The 21,665-nt window shown below is 47.6% G+C and carries 16 protein-coding genes; 8 read left to right on the top strand and 8 right to left on the bottom strand.

Going from position 1 to position 21,665, the window contains the following annotated elements; genetic code table 11:
* Positions 1-579 precede the first annotated feature (579 nt).
* From BIS10_RS09735 to BIS10_RS09725, 3 genes are read left to right on the top strand one after another with little or no spacing between them, the layout of a single operon-like run.
* A complete protein-coding gene (locus BIS10_RS09735; protein ID WP_137095214.1) occupies positions 580-969 on the top strand; it encodes a hypothetical protein in 390 nt (129 codons plus the stop codon).
* Positions 970-983: 14 nt separating this feature from the next.
* A complete protein-coding gene (locus tag BIS10_RS09730; protein WP_253504773.1) occupies positions 984-3,383 on the top strand; it encodes a hypothetical protein in 2,400 nt (799 codons plus the stop codon).
* Positions 3,380-6,688: a site-specific integrase gene (locus BIS10_RS09725; protein ID WP_253504771.1), complete on the top strand. Its 3,309-nt coding sequence runs from the start codon at positions 3,380-3,382 to the stop codon at positions 6,686-6,688. Before BIS10_RS09730 ends, BIS10_RS09725 begins: the two co-directional genes overlap by 4 nt.
* 93 nt (positions 6,689-6,781) lie before the next feature.
* On the opposite strand, the gene BIS10_RS09720 is transcribed toward BIS10_RS09725, so the two are convergent.
* Genes BIS10_RS09720 through BIS10_RS09705 form a run of 4 tightly spaced genes read right to left on the bottom strand, consistent with a single transcriptional unit; the run spans position 6,782 to position 8,779 of the window.
* The gene (locus tag BIS10_RS09720) at positions 6,782-7,066 is read right to left on the bottom strand and encodes a hypothetical protein (protein ID WP_253504769.1); all 285 of its coding nucleotides are present in this window, start codon (positions 7,064-7,066) and stop codon (positions 6,782-6,784) included.
* On the bottom strand, positions 7,057-7,377 hold the full coding sequence (locus BIS10_RS09715) for a hypothetical protein (protein ID WP_253504767.1): 321 nt from the start codon (positions 7,375-7,377) through the stop codon (positions 7,057-7,059). The genes BIS10_RS09720 and BIS10_RS09715 overlap by 10 nt, the downstream gene beginning before the upstream one ends.
* A 9-nt stretch (positions 7,378-7,386) precedes the next feature.
* Positions 7,387-8,550: a site-specific integrase gene (locus BIS10_RS09710; protein WP_253504764.1), complete on the bottom strand. Its 1,164-nt coding sequence runs from the start codon at positions 8,548-8,550 to the stop codon at positions 7,387-7,389.
* Entirely contained in the window at positions 8,543-8,779 is a 237-nt protein-coding gene (locus BIS10_RS09705; RefSeq protein ID WP_137095105.1) for a hypothetical protein, read from the bottom strand. The genes BIS10_RS09710 and BIS10_RS09705 overlap by 8 nt, the downstream gene beginning before the upstream one ends.
* Before the next feature lie 154 nt (positions 8,780-8,933).
* Between BIS10_RS09705 and BIS10_RS09700 the strand changes: the two genes are divergently transcribed.
* The 5 genes from BIS10_RS09700 to BIS10_RS09680 all read left to right on the top strand — a co-directional run bounded on the left by BIS10_RS09700 (position 8,934) and on the right by BIS10_RS09680 (position 14,335).
* A complete protein-coding gene (locus tag BIS10_RS09700) occupies positions 8,934-9,173 on the top strand; it encodes a helix-turn-helix transcriptional regulator (RefSeq protein ID WP_137095107.1) in 240 nt (79 codons plus the stop codon).
* Between the two features lie 210 nt (positions 9,174-9,383).
* Positions 9,384-10,460, top strand: a complete 1,077-nt coding sequence (gene dndB, locus BIS10_RS09695; protein WP_137095109.1) for a DNA sulfur modification protein DndB — start codon at positions 9,384-9,386, stop codon at positions 10,458-10,460.
* The gene (dndC, locus tag BIS10_RS09690; protein ID WP_137095111.1) at positions 10,457-11,977 is read left to right on the top strand and encodes a DNA phosphorothioation system sulfurtransferase DndC; all 1,521 of its coding nucleotides are present in this window, start codon (positions 10,457-10,459) and stop codon (positions 11,975-11,977) included. The genes dndB and dndC overlap by 4 nt, the downstream gene beginning before the upstream one ends.
* Positions 11,977-13,971 (top strand): DNA sulfur modification protein DndD, encoded by a 1,995-nt coding sequence (dndD, locus tag BIS10_RS09685; RefSeq protein WP_253504762.1) that lies wholly within the window; start codon positions 11,977-11,979, stop codon positions 13,969-13,971. The genes dndC and dndD overlap by 1 nt, the downstream gene beginning before the upstream one ends.
* A gap of 1 nt (position 13,972) precedes the next feature.
* A complete protein-coding gene (locus BIS10_RS09680; RefSeq protein WP_253504760.1) occupies positions 13,973-14,335 on the top strand; it encodes a DndE family protein in 363 nt (120 codons plus the stop codon).
* Between the two features lie 84 nt (positions 14,336-14,419).
* Here BIS10_RS09680 and BIS10_RS09675 read toward each other — a convergent pair whose 3' ends face one another.
* From BIS10_RS09675 to dptG, 4 genes are read right to left on the bottom strand one after another with little or no spacing between them, the layout of a single operon-like run.
* Positions 14,420-15,577 carry a DGQHR domain-containing protein gene (locus tag BIS10_RS09675; protein ID WP_253504758.1) on the bottom strand — a complete coding sequence of 386 codons (1,158 nt, stop codon included), beginning with the start codon at positions 15,575-15,577 and terminating at the stop codon, positions 14,420-14,422.
* Between the two features lie 10 nt (positions 15,578-15,587).
* Positions 15,588-16,166, bottom strand: coding sequence for a hypothetical protein (locus BIS10_RS09670; protein ID WP_253504757.1), 579 nt, complete (start codon positions 16,164-16,166; stop codon positions 15,588-15,590).
* A complete protein-coding gene (gene dptH, locus BIS10_RS09665; protein WP_253504755.1) occupies positions 16,166-21,223 on the bottom strand; it encodes a DNA phosphorothioation-dependent restriction protein DptH in 5,058 nt (1,685 codons plus the stop codon). Before dptH ends, BIS10_RS09670 begins: the two co-directional genes overlap by 1 nt.
* Positions 21,204-21,536 (bottom strand): DNA phosphorothioation-dependent restriction protein DptG, encoded by a 333-nt coding sequence (gene dptG, locus BIS10_RS09660; protein ID WP_253504775.1) that lies wholly within the window; start codon positions 21,534-21,536, stop codon positions 21,204-21,206. The genes dptH and dptG overlap by 20 nt, the downstream gene beginning before the upstream one ends.
* Positions 21,537-21,665: the final 129 nt, after the last annotated feature.

The following is a 21,665-nucleotide window of genomic DNA, read 5'->3' as shown; positions in this document are numbered from 1 at the left end:
GGAACGAGGCCAACTTTATCGCCATGATCTACCTGATTGGCAGCCCGGTGGGCCGCCTATTCGATCAGGCCAAATCCACGTGAAGTGACGAAGAACCCTTTAAACATTTCAAACGCTGTCAATGGAGTCTACACGGAGACGTTTAAATTGACGCCAACTATATAAAGAGGGGCCTAACAACATACTCCCGCAGACAACAACCCCTTCAATCAACTTACATAGCCAATTTACCCATGGAGTCTCTATCAACAAATAAGCAATTGAAGACAATTACCCATGAAAACACATTAAACTTAATAAACGAAGCTTCTCCATGGCACATTCACGCATAACTTTTTCATATACAAAGGGTTGCGCCGATTAAAAAACATGGTAATCATATAGTAAGGAAAGGCTAAAAGGGATGCCTTAAGAGAGTTAACGACGTTACACAATGCAAATAAACCAGGTGGCTTAATGCTAAAAGAGTGTGGTTCAAGGAGGGTCTCACTGTCGCGTGTCGAGGTAAGCCGATATTTATCGCCCCAGGTACGCCGCCTGCTGTTGGCTCGCCCCCCTTTTTTGGAGGAAATCCAGGACATGACTGATGAGGCGCTAAAGGCCTATCTCATGCAGCACCCGCCGGTGGTTTACGAAGCGAAGAGAAGCGCGCATGGCGATCCGCTATTTTGTCTTGCCAACCTGAACGCCCTGTATATAGCGAAAAACCGTTTTCGCGACAGTGAAAAGGTGCGCGTCACACTGGTAGAAGCACCGCCCAGTCAACAAACAAATGCGGTTGCTCTGTTTTTCGCGTTATCTGCGGAAGCGTGCCATGCACTCTCTCCCAATGAGGCAGGGCATTACGTAGCTGCTCTATGGAATGAGCTCATGTCTGATCAACCAGCATTATTAATGGATGTGTCCGAACGCTTCAGCAATAAGACCACTTTCTGTGATGCTTTTGGCCTTAATCGACGGCTGTATTAGAGGCGACTACCTTCATGGATGAAACCACTAAGCATAAGGCACTTTTAGAAGAAGTCCTTCAGCCGCGTAACGACTATTTGGGGATAGAAGCGATAAAGCCACTGCTAGTCCAGACAATTGAACACTTAGCTAGCATTGGCGATGACGCTTGGGATCTATCAGCACTCTCCGCACTGGCAACCGCCATTAATAAAAACACGCTGAATTTAACTTCACAAACTGGGAGTGGTGAAAAAGGGATTCATAGCACAAACCCTATCCATGGCGCTTTGTTTAAGCTTGCTAGCTCAAAGGTAGCGACAGAAAAGCTGGGCGAACGACTCACGCTACTCGCTCACATCATTAACGTGGCGTTTAAATGGCGCCTGGATATGCGAGCGGCCCAGAACAACCCAGCGTTTACGGAAGAGGACGAAAAGCGCCTCACACCGACTACCTACCGCCAAAATTTGGAGTCAGCTTGCAAGGTAGTAAGGCGCATTGAAGCAGATGGGATAAACCTCCTCACCCCTTTAGACCGGCCTACTATCAAAATCAGCATATGCTGCGATGCGTATCACGTGGACGAGTATAGCCAGCAAAAAGATAAATATATTAAGGAATTAGGCCGTTTTTTAGCCTATGGACTGAATAGGCGGCAGCCGCGACGCGGGTACCAAGAAAAAGCAGAGCATAATTCACAAAAAAGCCCCAGTGCTCAGCGTCAACGGCTTTTCGATAATGATCCGGACGAGCGCTGGGAAGCAACGGCTGCTTCGATCTTAACACTCCCTCCAGAACTCAATGAGGACACCGAGAGTACGCTGCGTACCGCTGGTTTATCCATCACCGAAGAGCGCCCGACTGTTGAGCTGATTCAGAGCGATCAGCCTGTCAAAACGGCAAAGGGCGACTCCTCTCTGCAAGCGGTATTTCGAGCCCAAAGCCAGCAAATTTTTCAAGATAAAGCGGCACAGCTGCTGCCGGGGCGTTGGGAACATTTAAGTACGTTTGATCTTTATCAGCTCATGCAACAGTTGAACCAGCTACCTTCGGACAAACGCCGCCGCATTGGGTGTGTCATCGGGCTGCTGTTAACCACCGGCCGCGGCCTAAACAGTGTGCTGGATGCGCAGGTGCTGCCTATGAAAAAGAAAGCACCTAGTACTCTCAATGAACACTCCATCATCGTTATGCATGGTGACAGCCCTAGGTGGCTATCTGGCATTTTGCGGCCCGAAAGCAGTCGTCAAATGACGGGGGAGTGGCCGAAGCACATGCGTACGACCCAGGCATCGTTGACACTGCCAGTCCCCGCATTCAGCTGGCAGCTGATAGAAGGACAAGCGTCATATATTGTGCGACGCGTTAGGAAGCGTGCACTCCCCCTCTTCAATAAAGACGGCAGAGCAGAACTGGAAAAGGATGTAAAAGAACTGCTTTCTACTATCAATCGAAAAACAGGCGCTCGGCTAACCGCGCACCGGTTAGGAGCGCACCTTTTTAATATGCTCAATACGGGCGATGCAGATTTAACAGCCGCGTGCCTGATCACAGGGCGTATGCCTTCATTCGGCCAGCAAACGTCTTTGTATTACTACGCGCCCAGCACAAGCTATATAGAGCAGCAGTATGTCGAGGCCATGCGCGAGATTGAGCAGCAATGCGCCACCTCTTTGCCTAAATCCGATGAGATTAAACCCGTCTGTGCAGCTGCCAACCTTGCTCCATCTGGCAACCCTCACTATGTAGGCTCTAAGCTGGTACCTATAACGACATACGTCAACGATCTAGTTGCTACCCTGCAGCATCGCGTCAAATCCGCTAGAAAGGGCGTGCAACCACTAGAACTGTTCACGATGCACAACGCCTACGTTGCCTATACCGTCGCTATGCTGATGTTCTCAACTGGTTACCGTAGCATTCGCGACCCACTACCCAAGTGGACAAATATTTCTTTATCTCGGCGCATGATTGTCATCGCAGATAAAACGGATGATCAGCAAAGCCATGCCCGCTTTTTACCGCTCACCAGCCTCATGGTTGAGCAATTAGCGCACTACCAACGCCATCGCAGGGGGCTGATAGACCGCTTGGAGTTTTATCTTCAGAAACAGTGGGAGACGCCGTTTATGTTTTTAAACCAATCCGGCACGCCACAAGAAGTTACTCCCTCTAGGCTGGAAGAGCATCTGCAATGGCGAGACACACCCCCGCTCAATATCAACCGTCACTATTTACATACTCAGCTGAAAGAGCGCGGCTTAGCATCTGAGGTAGTGGATGCGTTTATGGGGCATTGGGATGCGGGGCAGGCACCTTGGGACAACTACTCAACATTTTGCCCCCGTGAGTACTGCGCGCTTATTGCCCCTGCCATTGAGAAGCTAATGAAAGCGCAAGGCTGGAAAGCATTAAAGGGTAAGGCGTTATGAGCGATAGCGATCACGCCATCTGGTCAGGTTGGAAACTATCACCCCCTAAAAAAAGCACCTCCGATGGACAAGAGGCGCGTCGCTATCAGCGAGCTTGTGAGCGCTACCAGCGCTGGAAAGCCATTCTTGCATCATTAGAACAGCAGGTTACCGGCATTATGTCTGGCCAGCGGGATATCGTGATGCCTGATGCGGTTATTGCTGCAGCGTTTGATGCTCTACACCAGCAAGCGCCGCCCAGTACGCTGAAAATAACACACAATTTTTTGGTGAAAGGGCTGGAGCGAGGTAGCCAGCAGCTGAATTGGACAGTGGCCATCCCAAGCCCACTGGTTACGGTAGACCGCGAGCCACCCGCCGTCACTACCGAATCATTTGCTGAGCTACATAGTTGGGATGAACTTGTTGAGGCTCACGACGCGTTCCCAAGCGCCCCAGGACTCATTGGCCATGATCTGCGTAAATGGCTGATAGGACGATGGTTGTTTCAGCTTATTCGCGAAGGGGCGGTGCTGCATAAACGCCATCTTGAGCAAGTGCCCGACGCCTTTGAGAAGGGTGTCACCCTGACTAACGGTGCGGTGTTTCTCACGTTGGAAGAAGGAGCGCCGCTGCCTATTGAGAACGATGACGATCAAGCAGCCGATGACAAGGCATCTGCCGATCAGTCTTCAGAGACGCCGTTTGAAAAAGAGCAACGAGTTTGCTATCGCCGTCTGTTTCTCAGCCCAACCAGTCAATTGATGCTACTACGTGCTTACCAAGAGACAGACAGCGCGTGGCCTCGTACCGCTGCTAAAAGTCGCCTTCCGGTCGCACAATGCCTGATGTTTTATCTCAAACATATTGACGACGGTGCGTCGCGAAAAAGCATCTCCGAGCTGCTTTCAATGGCTTATACCGCCTCCTCGTTTGATAAGCCTCCGCTGCTGAATCACTACGCCAGAAGAGCGAATGTTGCACAATCGTTACGCCCTTCATCTTGGCAGCGACTGACTCAACGCCACGTATTAACTGATACGTTGGCGGACTCCAGCGGCAACGATGTGTATCTGGAGTTTCAGACACCCGCGCCGTCTCAAGCGCCGCCTTCGGATCAACTAAAACAGTTTCGTCAGCTGCAGCGGTGTTTATCTAACTCATTAGGTGACCGAGCCACCGAGCGTGAAGCAATCAGTAACATTCAAACATTTTTGAGCATATCAAGCCGTAACGGTGCGATGGTGACGCTGCTGGCAAGATGGTGTCTGAAGTTGTTGCAGAAAGGAGGCCGTGTAAAATCTAAGCTCGCCGTTAGTTCGGTAAAAAGATACCTATCCGCGATTGGTCGCTCGCTAGTGGCTCAAAGCTCAGCGTTAGATGAGCTACAAACGGCCAGTGCTGATCAATGGGAAGCGCTATATGAGAACGTCTTAAATAGTGTCAAACCCGATGTTGAGCGAGCGACGGTGCAGAATCGCCTGTGTGATTTTCACCATTTTTTAATGGATACCATTGCAGCGCCATCGATTGACCTGGAAGGCATGCCAGGCGCTAAAAAGCGTGTGGATGTTAATATTGTGACGCCTGCTGAATTTCGTCGTGCGCTCAACTTGATCGAGTATTCCGAGCAGCCTGAGCGCTTTCGCACGATGCAAAAGCTCGCGCTCATCTTGGGATATCGCTTGGGGTTACGGCGTAGCGAATGTGCCGGGCTACTTGTTCGAGATGTTGTTTATGTAGAGGGTACCGCCACCTTTCCCAGTGAGCTTATTATCCGCTCCAACACCTATCGACGAGGAAAAAGCTATGCAGCCACGCGGCGGTTGCCGCTGTGGTTATTAATGCCCGACGAGCAGGCGCAACTGATTGCGTGGGTAAAGCGTCGCCAGGGCGAAACTACTACTCAGCAAATTAACAAGCAACTGCTGTTTTGCAGCAGCGGCAGTGGCTATTTATTGCTCGATGACAAAGTGCTGTTTCAGCCAGTGCAAACCGCTTTAAGAACGGTCAGTGGTGATCCTAGCCTTCGTTACCACCACCTTAGGCACAGCTTCGTGACCTTTACGCTACTGCGGTTGCTGGAGCGCTCACCTTGCGAACTGCTACCCACGGCCTGGCTGCGAGATGACCATGGAGACATCGCATTACCGAACATAAACGCTGATATTTCTGTGCTGGCCGGTTTAGCGCCTCAAGATCGCCCTTCCCGCAAACGGCTTTGGCAGCTTGCACTGTGGGCAGGGCATGCGAGCCCCGAGGAAACCCTCAGCACGTACTCCCATTTGCTAGATTGGGTGCTTGGCCACACCACCTTTCGACACTATAACCCTATGCTTCGTCTCGAACATCAACTGGCATTGCTGAGCTTTCAAACAAAGACGGCACTCACCAGCTGGCGAAACCGTCGCGATTTAATCGGTAAGACACAAGCAAGCGAACTCTTAAGCCATTTGCAAACGGAGTGGCAGCCGTTTATTGCCGACGACTTGTTGAAAAATGCGTGGAGAACATACCAACCACCAGCTGTTAATCCTCTCGACAACTCCCTAGAAAGCTCGTTTAACTGGCCCGAGGCAACGACGATTTATCAGTCTCTTCGCCTTATCGAACAACAAGAGGCGCGCGGGGAACCCTTAGATAAAGCAATCCAGCAGACCGCGAAAAGGTTTGCCCTTGAGGAAGAACCACTACGCCAATGGGTAGCCAATGGCGAACGGCTAATGCAACGCAAAACGCGACGCACCAATCAGCAATTTAGCCGTGAAGCCAACCGATATGACCGGCAGCGGCTCGTCACATCAACGCGTGTCTATATGCCAGAGCTTTATCGCTGCATGGCACCGCCTGTTAAACCGCCTGTGTTAAAAGAAACAGGGCAGTTTTTTCATCGCTTGCTGGATTGGCACCAAAAAGAGCCCAGCAAGGCTGAAGAGAGCCTAACCACCTTGCGAAACCATATACAGCGCAGTACGGGACATATCGTGCTCCCCGATGCAGACGCTATCAATCGCGTACGTGAGCTATTGCGCCCGCTGCGCTGCTTTCAACATACGTATCTAGTTGTTGAAGTCACTGCTAATGCGAAGGCAAAGCGTGTTAAGCAGCACTGGTCAAACGCGACGAATATTCCTCACCCACGTATTGAGCTGATACCAACGCCCTCCCCTTCGGGCTACACGCGCTATTGGTACGGAAACGCCCACCTCAAAATTACTCGGGATAGCTACAAAAAGGCTGAACAGCCTTTATGGGAGGCGGTACGCTTTGCAGCGTTTATGGCGATGCTGGTACTGGGGTTGTGTGGAGACGAGAACTCGGAATGAATAAAATATCAGATGAAACTATCCCCACCGACTTCGCTAAAAGAGAGTGGGGATAAGTGAGTGAATGCATCGGAAGTTGGCGGTCAGCGTCTTCTAGCCGCCTACCGCCTCATAACGGGTGATGAAGCACAGCTTTTGGCTGGCGAAGTTAGCCCAACGCACTGTTACTTGAAGCCGCTGGCCCATTCTAGGCGCCCCTTCTTCGATTACATGACGGTCGGTCAGGAAAACGCGCAGGTTACCCTTAGCAGTAATTAAGTACAGCGACCAGACTTCGTGCTGCATCAACCACTCCGGCCCTTCAACGCCGGCGACATACACCTCCCCTTCAAATTGACGGTCTACCTTTTGAGTGGCCGTTTGCGATGTTATTGCCATGCTTGATCCTCCCATGCCCATAAGGTGCGCTCTAGCTCTGCAAGCAAACGTGGAATCGCTTGGCGATTGGCATCCAGCCCCAGCTGTTTAAGCGTGCGGCCTACCCAGGTTGTTAACGCATCTAGGTTAGTGCGCTCTTGCCCGTCACCCAGCCACATCACCAAAGCACAGCCCGGTGCTAAGCTAGTGGCGGCAGCGAGCGACTCTGCCAAGCGGCGCTCAAGGCGCTGTTGCGATTGCAGTGCTGCCATTACGTGCAACGTTTCTTCGATGTCATCACGGCGCTTTACTGGCGTATTGAACGGTTTCATCGATTTCTCCTAGGCACGTTTCTGGTTCAGCATGCGCTCAAACGCAGAGCCATCTTGGCGCGTTAGGTTGGGCACGAAGCGTGAGTAAACACGGAATAACATTTCGGTTGTGGTGTGACCCATCTGGCGGGCAATCCACTCGGGGCTCTCACCTGCCGCCAGCCATAGTGTGGCGGCGGTGTGGCGAGTTTGATAAGGGCGGCGCTTACGCAGCCCTAGCTCCTCCAACAAGGGATACCACACCCGTTTCGTCACATTGACGTGGGATAAGGCAGTGCCTTTGCGCGTAGTGAATACCAGCCCCGTTTTACCCGTCACCTCAGACTGCGCCTTCAGCGCATCAAAGACGGGTTGTGACATGTCGATAGAGCGGAAGGAACCGTCAGTTTTCGTGGGTACTATCTGGCCACGCACCAGCGCTTGGTGAACTAAAATCTGGCGACGGCCAAAATCCACGTTTTCCCAGATTAAGCCGTCGATCTCACCAGTACGCATGCCGGTGAAGAAACGCACGGTATAGTACTGACGGAAGTCTTCCCGTACGCGCTGAATGATCTGCTGCACCTCCTCAAGCGTAAACGGCTCCACATTCGTGCGCGGCACATTGAGCGATTTAATCCCGCGATAAGGTGAGCTAAACTCATAGCGGTCGGCGGCTTCATTTAGCATCATGCGCAATGGCGTCATGATGTGGTTAATGCGACTGGCGGAAAGCTTCTTGCCGCTCCGGGTATTAACTTTGGCGAGTGAGGCCCGGAACTCAAGAATTTCTGCACGAGTGATGCTGCCGACTTCCTTATGCCCTAACGCGGGCAAGATATGGCGATCTAAACAACCCTGCACGGTGACAATTTGTGATTCACGCCATTCGATCTCTTTCTCTGCAAACCACGTTTCGGCGAACTGGCGTAGCAACGGCGTGGCGTGATAACCCCCAACCGCCGTTAATGCACGCTTGCTTAACGTCTTGGCACGCGGGCTATCTGGAAAGTAGCGACCATAATCAAACGAACCCAGCGTAATCTCCGCCTCAATCTTCTCCAGAATCCGCTCTAGCTTTTTGCGATTCGCCGTTGTGTTATCTAGTGTCGTTTGCTCACGGCAGCGTTTGCCTAAATAGCGAAAATCAAAGTACAGCTTGCCTGTTTCTTTACGTGCAGCAACTTTACCCATGGCACACACCTCCACCCGCCATCGGCACACCCATACTCTCCTCTTTTGAGTGCAGCTGCATATCGCGCTCAATCGGTTCCCACAGGTACAAAATCTTGCGGCCGCCAAACGGGCGAATGTAATGAATACCTTCCAGCAGCACGTCATCTTTTAAACGTTCACGGATGGTGCGTGCGTCATACTTGATGCGCTCGGCAAGCTCACCTGTCGTTAAGTAGTGAATAGACATCTTATGTACTCCTTAGTGGCCTTATGTAGCTTACACGCTACATAATAGGCAATAAAAAGATGCTGTCAAGCGCCTTTCGTAGCGTTTACTCAACATAAGATGCGGAGGGGCAAAATATTTGGTAGGATGCAGCCAATTGAAAAAGGCCACTTCCATGATTAGATTTCGCTTAAAAGAGCTACTTGCTGAGAAAGGTTTTCAGGAAAATCGGCGGGTTACGCTTGATGAAGTGTCACAGGCCACTGGCATTCACCGCACGACACTATCCAAAATTGCCAATCAGCGCGGCTACAACACCGGAACAGAAAACGTAGACCGGCTTTGTGAGTATTTTGGTTGTAAGGTTGAGGATGTCATCGAGTATATTTCAGCGTCTAATACTCCAGACACGTAGAGTTCAGATAGCTTTTTAAGCCGCCTAGGTTGTCACTCATAACTCAAAACTGAACGCTCAATTAAAATATTGATTTTATTGATATTTCAATAAAATAAAGATCCATAAAGCCTGCTGTTTTGGAAAGGAAGTTCATTGCATTGACCAGGAAGTCTTTATCTAGTAATTTGACTTCCCCAAAGAATTTAACTTCCAGATATAGAGGCATTCATGGCCGAGTTTTCTCATACTTTTCCAGCAGCTCGTGGAATTCAGTCTGGACGGCCATGTTATGTGGCAATGTGTCCGCTTCGGTTAGTGCCAAAAATTTTTATTTTTGACGGACAAGAAGTCCCCCCTGAGCTCAGAGCCCAGCGCGTCTTGAACCGCACCCGCATCCCCGACATCGTAAGCTACCTAGTAGACAACCCTTCTGACTACACACTCTCTGGTATCACCGCCTCCGTTGATGGGCAGGTTTCGTTTGAACCCAGCACAGATACGGGACTTGGGCAAAACCTCGGGCTGCTGTCTATTCCAATGGACGCAAAGATCCTAATTAACGATGGCCAACACCGCCGTGAGGCTATCGTACAAGCGATTGAACAAAATCCAGAGCTTGGGTATGACAACATCCCAGTGCTTTTCTTCATCGACGACGGACTTAAACGCAGCCAGCAAATGTTCGCCGATCTGAACAAACACGCAGTGCGGCCAAGTGACTCCATTAGCACACTCTATGATCATCGCGATGCATTATCTGAACTTGCTAGAAATGTTGTTCGTGAAGTGAAAGTGTTTTCAAGACTGACCGAAATGGAGAGATCAAGTATCTCGAATCGGAGCAGTAAATTTTTTACGTTGTCAGCCATAAAAAACGCATCCAAAGCATTACTGATGAAGGGAAAAAATACCCCTATCACGGCAGAAGAGGAGAATCTAGCAATTCAGTTCTGGAACGAAGTGGCAGAGAACATGCAGGACTGGCAGCTAGCTCTAGAAAAGAAAGTCGCCACTTGCGAGCTGCGTGAACAGTATGTCCATGCTCACGGCGTTATGTTGCAGGCTATGGGTCACGTCGGCTCTGATCTTATTTGTAAGCCAAAATCCCAGTGGTGCGCCATTTTACAAGGTCTACAAAAAATTGATTGGGCTCGCGCAAATAGTGATTGGGAAGGACGCGCCATGCATCATGGCCGTATCAGCAAAGCACGAAGTAGCGTAGTTCTCAGCTGCAACTACATCAAACAACAGCTCGGTGTTCCGCTTACCCCTACAGAGAAGGAATACGAGGAGTCGCTCAAATGATGGCAGAAGAGAAATTTATTTTTTCAGACCACCTTTCAATGATCCAGGACTACACCATTGGTGGCCGTCCACTCGTAGATTTAGTGCGAGAAATTCAGACTATCTACTGCTCTGATGACCGCCCTTGGATCATTGGCTTTAGTGGTGGCAAAGACTCCACCTGTATTTTATCGCTGATTTACATGGCGCTACTTCAGCTACCTACAGAGAAGCGCAAAAAACACGTATATGTCGTTTCATCTGACACATTGGTAGAGACCCCTGTCGTCGTTGACATGATCAAGCGAGTAATAGCCACTATCAATGAAGCCGCACCTCGTGAAAGCTTACCGATGAGCGCTCACAGCGTGGTGCCGAAAATCGATCAAACATTTTGGGTAAATTTACTGGGCCGTGGCTACCCAGCGCCGAACCAATCTTTTCGTTGGTGTACGGAGCGCATGAAGATTGATCCTGTTAGCGAGTTCATTCTCGATAAGGTCGCTGAATTCGGTGAAGCCGTTGTCGTATTAGGCTCCCGTAGTCAGGAGAGCGCTTCACGAGCCCAGGTAATCTCTAAACACAAAATCGACGGCTCTGCCCTAAGCCGTCATAGCTCACTCCCGAATGCATACACGTATATGCCAATCGAAAGTTGGTCGGCAGATGAAGTATGGATGTACCTAATGAGCGCCCCCTGCCCCTGGGGCGGCTCTAATAGAGAGCTGCTAGAACTTTATAAAGGATCGAACCAGGGCGAGTGCCCCATTGTTATCGACAAAAGCACTCCCTCTTGTGGCAACAGTCGCTTTGGCTGCTGGACGTGCACCGTTGTTACAGAAGACAAAGCGCTTCACGGCTTGATCGAGTCAGGTGCCAGTTGGATGAAGCCTCTGCTAGCTTTTAGAAACATGCTCTATCAATCTCGGCAGCCTGAAAACTCCGAGGAGTACCGCAACTTCCGTCGCCGGACGGGTCGCGTGTCATACAACTCAGGCGATATCAGCGATGACAGCATTCACGAAATTCGCCACATACCTGGCCCTTATTGGCTATCAAAGCGCCAAGAATTTCTTCGTGAACTTTTGACCATTGAGAAAGAGATTAACGATAGCGGAGAGTCCATCGAACTGATCACGCGTCCTGAATTGCATTTGATCAGAAGAGAATGGTTAAGAGACCCAAACGAGCCGGACTGGGAAGACTCCCTGCCCCACATATACCGTGACGTATATGGTGAAGACCTAGATTGGGTGGAAGACGATGCCGGAGCATTCACGCGAGCAGATTCGGAAACGTTGGAAAAGCTTTCCGATACTTATGGGGTTCCGTCGGCTCTAATCCGAAAGATGCTTGAAGCAGAGCTTCAGGTGTCGGGCCTTGGAAAACGCAGAGGTATTTTGAATAGCTTGGAAAGCATCCTTCAGCGCGATTGGGAAGAGCTTGAAGCTATCAACGAACGCAATCAATCCTTTCGCAAGCGTGGCAAGTTGTACGTTGAGGAAGTAAAAGACGAATTTTCAGAGTTTTTGAATTAATGCTTATCAAAGAGCTTACGCTGACCGATTTCCGAGTTTATGCTGGCATCAACCATTTTAATTTAGCGCCCGAAAAACACTACGGAAAAACCCGCCCCATCATTCTCTTTGGAGGACTCAACGGGGCTGGTAAAACAAGTATTCTTTTAGGGGTAAGGCTTGCCCTCTACGGACGCCTATGCCTTGGCTCTACCGTTTCTCAAAAACGGTACGATGAGTTTCTCCTGGATGCCCTACATCACTCAAAAGAGACTGACCGTTCTGCGAATCAGGCATCTGTTGAACTAACATTCACATATGCCAAGCTTGGCACGGAAAACCAATATCACGTTCTACGTGAATGGCAACGGAAAGGAAGTGGTGTCAAAGAAACTCTGACAATCCTTGAAGACGGCACTCCTATCAAAGGTCTTAATTACGACCAAGCGCAGAATTTTCTTAATGAACTTATTCCTGCTGGCGTATCTGACTTGTTCTTTTTTGATGGTGAAAAGATAGCTCAATTAGCGGATGACACAGGTGGAGCCGCTTTAGAGCAATCCATTAAGAAGCTACTTGGACTGGACGTAGTTGAAAGGCTTTCCGGCGATTTGACGGTACTCAACCGCAACCTGACCAAACGATCATCAGCTCAAGAGATTCAAGCTCAAATAGATTCCGAACAATCCAGCCTCCAGGATTGCCGTACTCGTGTCGAGTCGATTCGACAAGAGATCACTACGGCTCGTGCTCAACGTGCTGAGATTCAGGATCGAGCTAATAAGATCCAAAAAAAGATTGATGATCGAGGTGGGCACTTTTCTGCCTCTCGAACACAGCTCGTAGATGAATTATCAGAACTACAAGCTAAGCGGGAACATCTAGTTTCTCAGATTAATAGCCTAGTCTCTGATGCGGCGCCTATCGCACTGGCAGAGGAGTTCTGTGCAAGGACAGAGACTCAAATAGAGAGCGACCTAAATCTCCACAGCCTTCTTCAGGAGCGCAGGATTCATGAAGAGTATCGTGCAAAGCTAATTGAGTCGCTTGATTCAAAGTTATCAGAAGATACTTTAAGTATAGTCATCAGTGGATTAGATACACTTGACCTATCTTCAAAAGATCAGAGCCTCGATCAACTAATACATGATTTGACACCTTCCCAAGCTGGTCACCTTTTTACTACGTTTAATCAGGCTCGAAAGCAGCGTAAAGAAGTATCAACCTTATTTACATCGTTAGAAAAAATTGAAGCCGCTCTCGATGAGATAGGTGCTTCACTAGCGCGCGCACCAGACGACTCACTGATTGCTACGGATTTCGAGAATCTTCAGCAACTACAGCAAAAGCTTGGCAGGCTAGACGCTCAAATCGACACCCTTCGAAAGCAAGGTAAAGAGACTGCGAACGAAGCTGTTGATGTCGCCCGAAGACTTGATCGGCTTTACGAAACAGCTGCGAAATTAAGCGACCAAAAACGTGTGCTCGATTACATAAATAATGCGAATGGCCTTCTAAACGACTACGTAGACCAGACGGCTAGAGCTAAAATTCAGGATCTTGAAGTACAGTTCACTGAATGCTTTGCAAAGCTTGCACGTAAGGAAGACTTGGAACTGCAGATCCGCATTGACCCCCAAACGTTTCATGTAAGCCTACTCTCCGGCAGAGGTAGAGAAATTGCGAAAGATGAGCTTTCTGCCGGTGAAAAACAGATTTTCGCGATCGCAGTGCTTGAAGCGTTGGCAAAGACCTCAGGACGTCAACTGCCGATGATCGTTGATACTCCTCTAGGGCGACTAGACTCAGAGCATCGAACAAAGTTAATTGAAGGTTATTTTCCCACCGCGAGTCATCAAATGATTGTTCTTTCGACAGATACAGAGGTCGACGAAGCATTTTATACAGCTCTCTCACCAGACATTTCGCGTGCTTATAAGCTTGAATATGATCCCAAAGCAGGAGCAACTAAGGTTTGTGAAGGCTATTTCTGGCAAGAGCAGGAGGCTAGCTAATATGATTCCCTTCCGCATCCAGTTGAGTAAGAAAACCTGGGATCGCTTGCAATACATGCAAACCAGAACGCGCCTGACACCGAACATTATTGCACGTATGGCGATTTCGTTAGCGTTACGAGATATTCATACAGCGGCGATTAATGAGAGTAAGCCTGAGCACGTGCACGTAATTAATCGTGACGTGCTATTTGGTGATCAGGAAAAAGTGTATGAAGCCTTGCTACGGCAATTCTGTGCGGAGCAAGGTATCGATTCTAACATTCAGGATATTATCCGTTCATTAATTGACAGCGGTTTGCACAAGATGGGACACGTGAAAAACCTACTAGATATGCGCTCATTTTTCACCAATAATATTTAGCACCTGTAATTTTAAAGTTCACTTTAATACTCCATGATAGATGCCCTACTATTCTAGGGGGCATCTATATAGATTTTATAATCGCTAACAATGACTCCCAAAAGATTCAGATATTGAATCATAAATAACTTTAGAAGACCTACTTGCCAGCTCTAAGCTTATAAAGAACTGATCATCTAAATCACAACTAGAAAGCATCTCCGAGAAGCTATTAAAACTAATAACTGCATCCCATTCAAAATTTGAATTTTTTAATCTATATATATCCTGAAATACGCGAATCAAGGCATTAAAACCAACAGCTTTATTTAAAGAAGACCGTTTTTCTTCTTTAGACCAAGCTATAGGCCATTTTTTCCTAATAGCATCAAAAAAATTAATAAGGTTTGAAGCTATTAATTCATCCCGATTCTTAATAAATGCAATCCTAAAGAAATATTTTTCCAGGCTTGCTTGATCTAAGTGTGATAGCTCTTTTTTTCTCCAGAATTTAGATTCCGCTAAAAAGTGGTCTCTATCAGCCTTCGGATCTGGTGATATGAGTTTCACAACATTTTCGACAAAAGTTGCTTGTGTCAGAAACTCGCCTCTAACGCCTGGAGTTGCAACACCTAACCTTTTTATTGATCTATAGAAAGGACTTTTTTCTTCAGCATTTAGAATGACAGCAATATCATGGCACGTTCGTTCTGGACTTCTTGCTTCTGCTAGCGCCTGCAAGTCATAAACCAAGCTTTTATTCACCTTAGTTTGAGCGAGGTTTACAGTCGCAAATATCCCTGCCTGTGTTGATATATCAGCACCAACAAAAATAGTTACCAGAAGCTGAAAAGGAGAGTACGAACCATCAGGATTCTCAAATTCGAAATTTCCGTCATTGAAACCTGCTAACCGATGCTGCCCATCCAATATTGAGGCAATTTTATCATCTTCTCCTTCGTTAGATATTAAAGTTATAGTTTTCAAGTCCTGGTTCCAACTTACATTTTCTTCATCAATTGAAAGGATTATTGAGCTGGGAAAAGTTGCGTCAATTCCTTTTATGTAAGAACTGATTTTTTTGACCCTGTCAGGCTTTAACTCTCTCTGTATACCGAGATACTTACCAACATCATCATGTTGGATTTTCCTAACATCAGCTTCTGATATTCGAGTAACGTCAGACGCATTCATGACTCCACAATAGAAATCACCAACAGGTTGACTTACTTTTATTGCATCAATAACTACGGAATAAGTCATTTCGCCAACCCTACTTGCTAAAAATTTTATCGTTTAAAGCCTTTTGACTCGAAGAAACAGCCTCATTATACGATTCGCCAGGGTGTCTATCATGATAAGATGCGTAATACCATACAATGAGCGAAATTACGTATATTATCACTCCAAGCCAACTAAAATCATAGCTGAAAAGTCCAGAAAGATAGTCTTTAGCCCCCGTGCCTAGTTCAACCTCCCCTGATTTGACAATTTCACCGATCCTAAAATAGGAAAAGCTCACAAGACCACCAATCAAAGAAAATAGAGAGAAGATAAAAACAAATGAAAAAAACTTAAACTGCGCTTTGACCCGACCAGCAACTTTATTCAAAAGAAGTAAAAAGAAGGGGGTTATCATGGCAGTTGTTAGAATAAAAACTTCCCCCCCTTTTAAGTTTCCCAAAAAAGCATCTGAATAGCCCATTGGCAAGGCCCAGCTTTTAATAGCTGAATCTACTATAATTGGCAAAAAAGAACCAACAAGCATCCAAAAACAAGCGATAAATGTTTGTGTATGACCATTTTCTATGAATCGACTATAGTTGCTTGTCATTCTTACGCGCCAACTCACTATTTTAACTCCCAAAATGCCAAATCCTTCACTTTGGTGACTTTCTTTTTTCCATCTATACATAGGCTGTGATGCTTTGGCAGTTTACGGATCTGCATCATAAAATACTCTTCATCTTGCTTGCTTTGCGTATTGAAAATGGCCTTAATTTCCTGTGACTTTATATTGGCCACCTGATGGATAACCCAAGAAAGAATCAGAGTTGAATAATCATTATCACCGGTTTTAAAATGTGTAAGTTCCTGAGTCGATAGAATAGTCCCAACCCCAAATTCCCGACCTTCTTTCAGGATTTTCTTCAGGCTATCAAAATCCTGCGACATAAAATTGTCGGCTTCGTCGACTAGAATCATCTTGGAAATCTGGCGGAAATTACCATCCAGCTTTGAGCTACCCTGCTGATGCATTTGGGTATAGAACAAATCCAATGTCAAAGCGACAACCAGATTTTGAATGCTGGGGTCATAACCCGATAGGTTAATCACCGTTACGCCATCTACTAAATCGTAGAGCGACTGCGTTTTATTAGTATCCGGCTCAAAGATTTTAAAACCAATTAGATCGTCTAGAGCCGCATATAGAGAGTCTTGCTCAACCTTCTCCTGTGCTTGAAACTCTGCCCAAATATCTGCGAGCGTTGGAGCTGGCCTGCCCCATGTAGAAGGGTCTTCCGGATATATACCAGCTACTTCATACGCATCCATCACCAGGGTACGCACTTTATTCTGTTGCTTTGGGCCAAGTCCAAATGCTTTGGCTACTGTGGTGCGAAATAGGTTAGCCGTATGCATCGGCTGCATTGGCCGGTTCCCAAATACCGCGAACGGGTTGAATGGCAAATGGAACAGATCGTATACCTTGGCATTAGTCGCCTCTACGAATTCATCCTTCACATAGTCAGCTTTGTAGTCGAAAATCAGTATCCCTATTGGGGCTCCATCAACGTTATGGCTTTGATTGCGAACAAGCTGAGTAATTAAGGACTTAGTGAATTGCGTCTTCCCTGTGCCCATCGTGCCAATAATTCCGGTATTCGTATTGAAAAGCTTTTCGGTATTCGTAGGCTCCCAATAGATTACCTCACCACTTTGAACATCCTTGCCGAACTGGATCCTGAGTGGCTCAGTGGGTATCGCAGGTTCGGAATTGCCTATCTTCTCTTCGGAAGAATCATCAGGCGCAGCGGGGAAGACACCACCATCATGCTCTACATCCTCTTTCACGTCTGCGAGTTCTTGCTCAGTGAAAGGCTGCAGAAAATATTCCTTGGGCACGTGAAGAAGTGATGAATTTTCGATTTTCACTTTCAGCTCTTGGTAAGGCGTTCTTACCAGCTCATCGAGGAGCCCCATCGGTATTTCAGCCTGTAGAACACCCTCGGTTAGCTCGTACTTTTCTTCAAAACAGGACTCATTGTTGATGTGAGCTACCACCATGGCGCTGGGATAATTCGGGAGCTGACCAATTCCGTACTGCCCTTCTAGCCATTCTTCACGATGGTTGAAGAAATCCGCGAAATGACCATCCTCAAACACTTGATACAACTGATACTTCTCGATTTGCAGAAGCACTTGGCGAATGAATAGTCCGCGATAGAGCCGAGACGCAAGCGTGTCCGGCCCAAGGAGGTCTTCTTCCATGTATCGCTTCAACTCCAGCGCCTGCTCTCTCGCCTTGGAGAAATCAGGGCGCCCCCCAGCTTTCACCTCCACAGGTAGGAGGTAAAGTTGACCCTCCTTGAAACCTGCGAACAAGATGTCGTCAGAAATTGCACCTTTTTTAATCTTGCGATTGTGGCGCGAGAAATCACTATCGGTCATCGCAAGGCCAATATTGCCAGCCACTCTTATCATCTCGGCGACAGAGATAGGAATCCACGTGATATCTGATTCGGCCAAAAGGACACTAACGATTTTATAGGCACCGATAATGCCTTCTTTCGCAATCTTTTCTTTCGAGTGATCGGTAATCAGCCTGAGCAACCATTCACCATTGAATGCATTGAACTCTCGAATTAATTCATTGCCAGCATTGCCCAGGACATTCTTATACAGATCAACTTGCTTGGTAACAGTGATCGCGTCATAACCCGACGAGCTTGTGTATTGATCAGAGTAGTGAATCAGGATCACGCCTTCGGTGGCTTCAAAGAACTTCAGCGTGACCTTTGGATCTATAATGGTCGTCCATACCGAACTATCGTATGAGCGCTCCAGCAAGGACATAAACTCCTGACTCACCGCAAGGCTAGTGGCCGAATGATCATGATAGACGTCATTCTTGGACTGAGAGGGGCGCCAAAGCGTTCCTATTAGCTTGGCTAGCTTCAAGTGAGGTAAAGAGTTGTAATCAACACCTTTCAAACCAAATGCCGTGAAGTATCGGTCGCCTTCACTCCTCGAAGACTCACCTGACAACAGCCCAGAGCAGGCAACACCTGAGACGTGCTCATCAATGTTGTTGTCCACAGCTTCCACTTTCTGATCATTCTTAAAGAATGTCAGATGAGCATAAGCTTGCTTTTCCACATGGTTATGCTGGAACTTGCTAAACGTTAGCCTTGTCCGCAGCAAGTCGATTACCGCATCAGAATTGCGACGTGCAGCTCCCTTATGGAGCCCGTACCGTTCTTTGATTTCGTCATACATCCCCATCTCAGCGAAAACATCAAACTCAGTTTCGATCAGTTTCTCGTCGTAAAGATTGACGTGTATGTGACGGCCGCCGAGTAAGTTAGCCTGATAGTAAGATACCAGCCCTCTGAATAGCTCTGAATTTTCTGCGTTGTTCACAGAGTTTATTAATAGGGGGGCGTCATCAACCTGGCGGAATAACTGCTCAAATGTAGAGGTGAACTCCTCGATCTTGTGCTTTACAAGGTTTACCACAAAATCGAAGCTTGTATCCTGATGTGGCACTACCTCCAACCAGAGGGGGTTCTCTGGCACCGCCTGTGTATAGCTATAACGACTGTCTCTATCGAAAAGATGAGGGAGTAATCCCCGTGCATTTAATCTTCCTTTCGTAACCTCTGGTAGTACACGAAAGCTACGCGCTTCACCATCTTCAACGATTTCTTCAACCAAACTCAGATAGTAGGCCATGACCAGCGGATGGAACGGAGTAAAAAATTGGCGCTCCTCAACTATTGCCAGCCCGGTGCAAATCACCAGCCGTTCAGAGCTATCGAGCGGCTTACCCGTCTGGATGTGCTCCAAGTAATCAACGCAAGCCAGAACATACTCTTTACCTAGTTCAACAAGTTCAGGCCCCCAGCTGGCCAAGGAGGGCAACGTTTTATGCTCTTGAAAGTAAGTAATAAGGGCCAAGTAAGCTTGATATACTCTGTCATCGGAGAGCGAAAGGCTTGAAAGTGGGGTTCCTTTGCGCCGATCATTGTCCCATTCAATGCACTCTTCGTTAACGAAAGCAGACTCTGCCTGAAGCAAAGCTTTTCGGAAGAATACGGGCTCCGATTCCTGGCTATCGAAGACGACGGTCCCTTTTCCTGGCCGATACACACCATTGAAGTTATCGTCTTTAAAAAGCCTGGCAAACCGACTTGAATCAAAAATCACTGGTAGCCGAAGTGCTTCTTTGCTCGGTTCCCCTTCAACGAGTACAAAGAGTGACCTGTTCTCATTCGTTAGGGTGAAATTAACTTCATCAGACTCATCATAAAGTTGCTCGAAATTGATCTTTCCGACTGAATTTACGTCAACTGTTTCATCGCTGTCGGATAACACCGTCTCGGTGATGAGCTCAGGATTGACATCAAGACAATGTTGGTCTGCCTGGAGTACGAGTGCTTTTCTCTTTCGATCGATAAGAAAGCGGTTTTCAAAGGCAGACAGATGAAAGACCCCATTTTGAACTACCAGGCAACTAAAGCTGTATTTTTCATTAGAAGCGTCTCGATTGAGCCTCAGGCTAAAAAATTCAGGTTCACCCCTATATGGCCCCGAGATAGTGAAGATCGACTTGTCACCTCTAAAAGAGAAATCGATGTCAATAACGTCAGACATGGCTTTTGGCGTAACCAAAAGCTCCTTTTTGTCTAATCGCTGACCAACGAACTTGATCTTGAAGTTGAACATGTCCTGACCACTCGGAACTTCAATGATCAGATGTTTATCTCGCCTACCCGCCGAGGTATCTTTCTTGTCTCGTACGTCAATTTCGCAGCCTTTGACCTCAATCCCTTCATAGTCAAGAGTCAGCTTTTTCTGAAGCTCCTCCTCGTCTCGAAACGCTTGGTAATTGAGCTCGGTCCAGGGAACCTCGGCCCCTTCTCCAAAATGTTCTTGTATAAATTTTGATCCAAACTTAGTCAGCTTGTCTTCCAGGTCATTCGGAAAATGCTCAACAGCAAACTCTATCTCTTCCCTTAGCTGTCGGTTCGACTCCAGTCGGCGTGCTACCTGCTTCTCGCTTGAGTTGCTTAACACCTGGGGGTCGTTGAACAACCCTAGTTCCTGGAATCGCAAGTCTCCGTTTAGCAATGCATCGTGAAGGTGCCGAAATCCGAATACACTGGAGCCTTCTTCTGTGATTAACCGAGCTTGATGCTCTAAGAGACACCGGGAAGCAACTTGATTTTGAAGCCCACCAGATATCATGAGATCCAGTGCATTTTTCGTTTGACGCGGCGACCAAACAGCATCGCCCTGAGCCAGGTCGAACGCACTATTAATTAGGGTATCAAGGAGGCTGTTATGCACAATCAGCAAAGCGCAGCTCGCGAAAGGAGGCATCTGAGCCGCCACGGTATCTCGCAGGTTTGATATATAGTTTTCCGTATAACAACCATTCTCGATATCAGGTTGCTCCAAATGCCCTGCCACCAGCAAACGCACATCATTAACTTCGAGATATGAGAGTTCGTGCTCGCCATAGCGTAGTTGACCATCGCTCCGTGTTAGCAACTCAGAGACAAGGGCATTCGTATTTTCTGGGTCTGGTGACTTGAACTGATACCGGGCGCCCGTTTCTATACGGGACTGAAGCCAACCACGTAGGTTGCTTACCAAGAAGGCTTCAAAGTGTTTTTCGGACATAAACCGCATCTCCGCTATCGCTCATTCGCTCGACGTTACCAATTCGCTCCAAAAACCTGATGATCGCTTGCTCTGACTGCCTGTCAAACCAGACCCCACGTTTTCTAAACTCCTGAAGCAGCTCTTGGAACTGAACCTGCTTTCTACTACCGATAGCTAGGTTTGTGAGTAGAAGTAGATAATCTTGAGAAATGGTCAGCACTCTCCCTGAGCGACCTCTCACCTGGACAAAGTGCGGTGCAATTTCATTCACAAATGCGTTAACATACCTATTGTTTACATCGTTTTGGTTCGTACCTTTTGTTCCAAAGATTTCCTTGGCAGTTATACTAAGTACCTCAATCAGTGAATCGCCCCAGGTTTCGTAGACACCTCCAGGCCTTATACTAAAGGTATCTAGGAGGAACCATGAGCCATCCCCGCTACACTGAAGAATTCAAAA

Source organism: Halomonas sp. 707B3 (genome assembly GCF_024158645.1).
GTDB lineage: Bacteria > Pseudomonadota > Gammaproteobacteria > Pseudomonadales > Halomonadaceae > Vreelandella > Vreelandella lionensis.
This window is presented reverse-complemented; position numbering and strand designations above follow the sequence as displayed.

Coding starts and splice junctions, on each gene's coding strand:
- BIS10_RS09720 (WP_253504769.1), bottom strand. CDS start 7,066: ATGGCAATAACATCGCAAACGGCCACTCAAAAGGTAGACCGTCAATTT.
- BIS10_RS09675 (WP_253504758.1), bottom strand. CDS start 15,577: ATGACTTATTCCGTAGTTATTGATGCAATAAAAGTAAGTCAACCTGTT.
- BIS10_RS09725 (WP_253504771.1), top strand. CDS start 3,380: ATGAGCGATAGCGATCACGCCATCTGGTCAGGTTGGAAACTATCACCC.
- BIS10_RS09710 (WP_253504764.1), bottom strand. CDS start 8,550: ATGGGTAAAGTTGCTGCACGTAAAGAAACAGGCAAGCTGTACTTTGAT.
- BIS10_RS09715 (WP_253504767.1), bottom strand. CDS start 7,377: ATGAAACCGTTCAATACGCCAGTAAAGCGCCGTGATGACATCGAAGAA.
- dndC (WP_137095111.1), top strand. CDS start 10,457: ATGATGGCAGAAGAGAAATTTATTTTTTCAGACCACCTTTCAATGATC.
- BIS10_RS09700 (WP_137095107.1), top strand. CDS start 8,934: ATGATTAGATTTCGCTTAAAAGAGCTACTTGCTGAGAAAGGTTTTCAG.
- dndB (WP_137095109.1), top strand. CDS start 9,384: ATGGCCGAGTTTTCTCATACTTTTCCAGCAGCTCGTGGAATTCAGTCT.
- BIS10_RS09705 (WP_137095105.1), bottom strand. CDS start 8,779: ATGTCTATTCACTACTTAACGACAGGTGAGCTTGCCGAGCGCATCAAG.
- dptH (WP_253504755.1), bottom strand. CDS start 21,223: ATGTCCGAAAAACACTTTGAAGCCTTCTTGGTAAGCAACCTACGTGGT.
- dndD (WP_253504762.1), top strand. CDS start 11,977: ATGCTTATCAAAGAGCTTACGCTGACCGATTTCCGAGTTTATGCTGGC.
- BIS10_RS09680 (WP_253504760.1), top strand. CDS start 13,973: ATGATTCCCTTCCGCATCCAGTTGAGTAAGAAAACCTGGGATCGCTTG.
- BIS10_RS09730 (WP_253504773.1), top strand. CDS start 984: ATGGATGAAACCACTAAGCATAAGGCACTTTTAGAAGAAGTCCTTCAG.
- BIS10_RS09735 (WP_137095214.1), top strand. CDS start 580: ATGACTGATGAGGCGCTAAAGGCCTATCTCATGCAGCACCCGCCGGTG.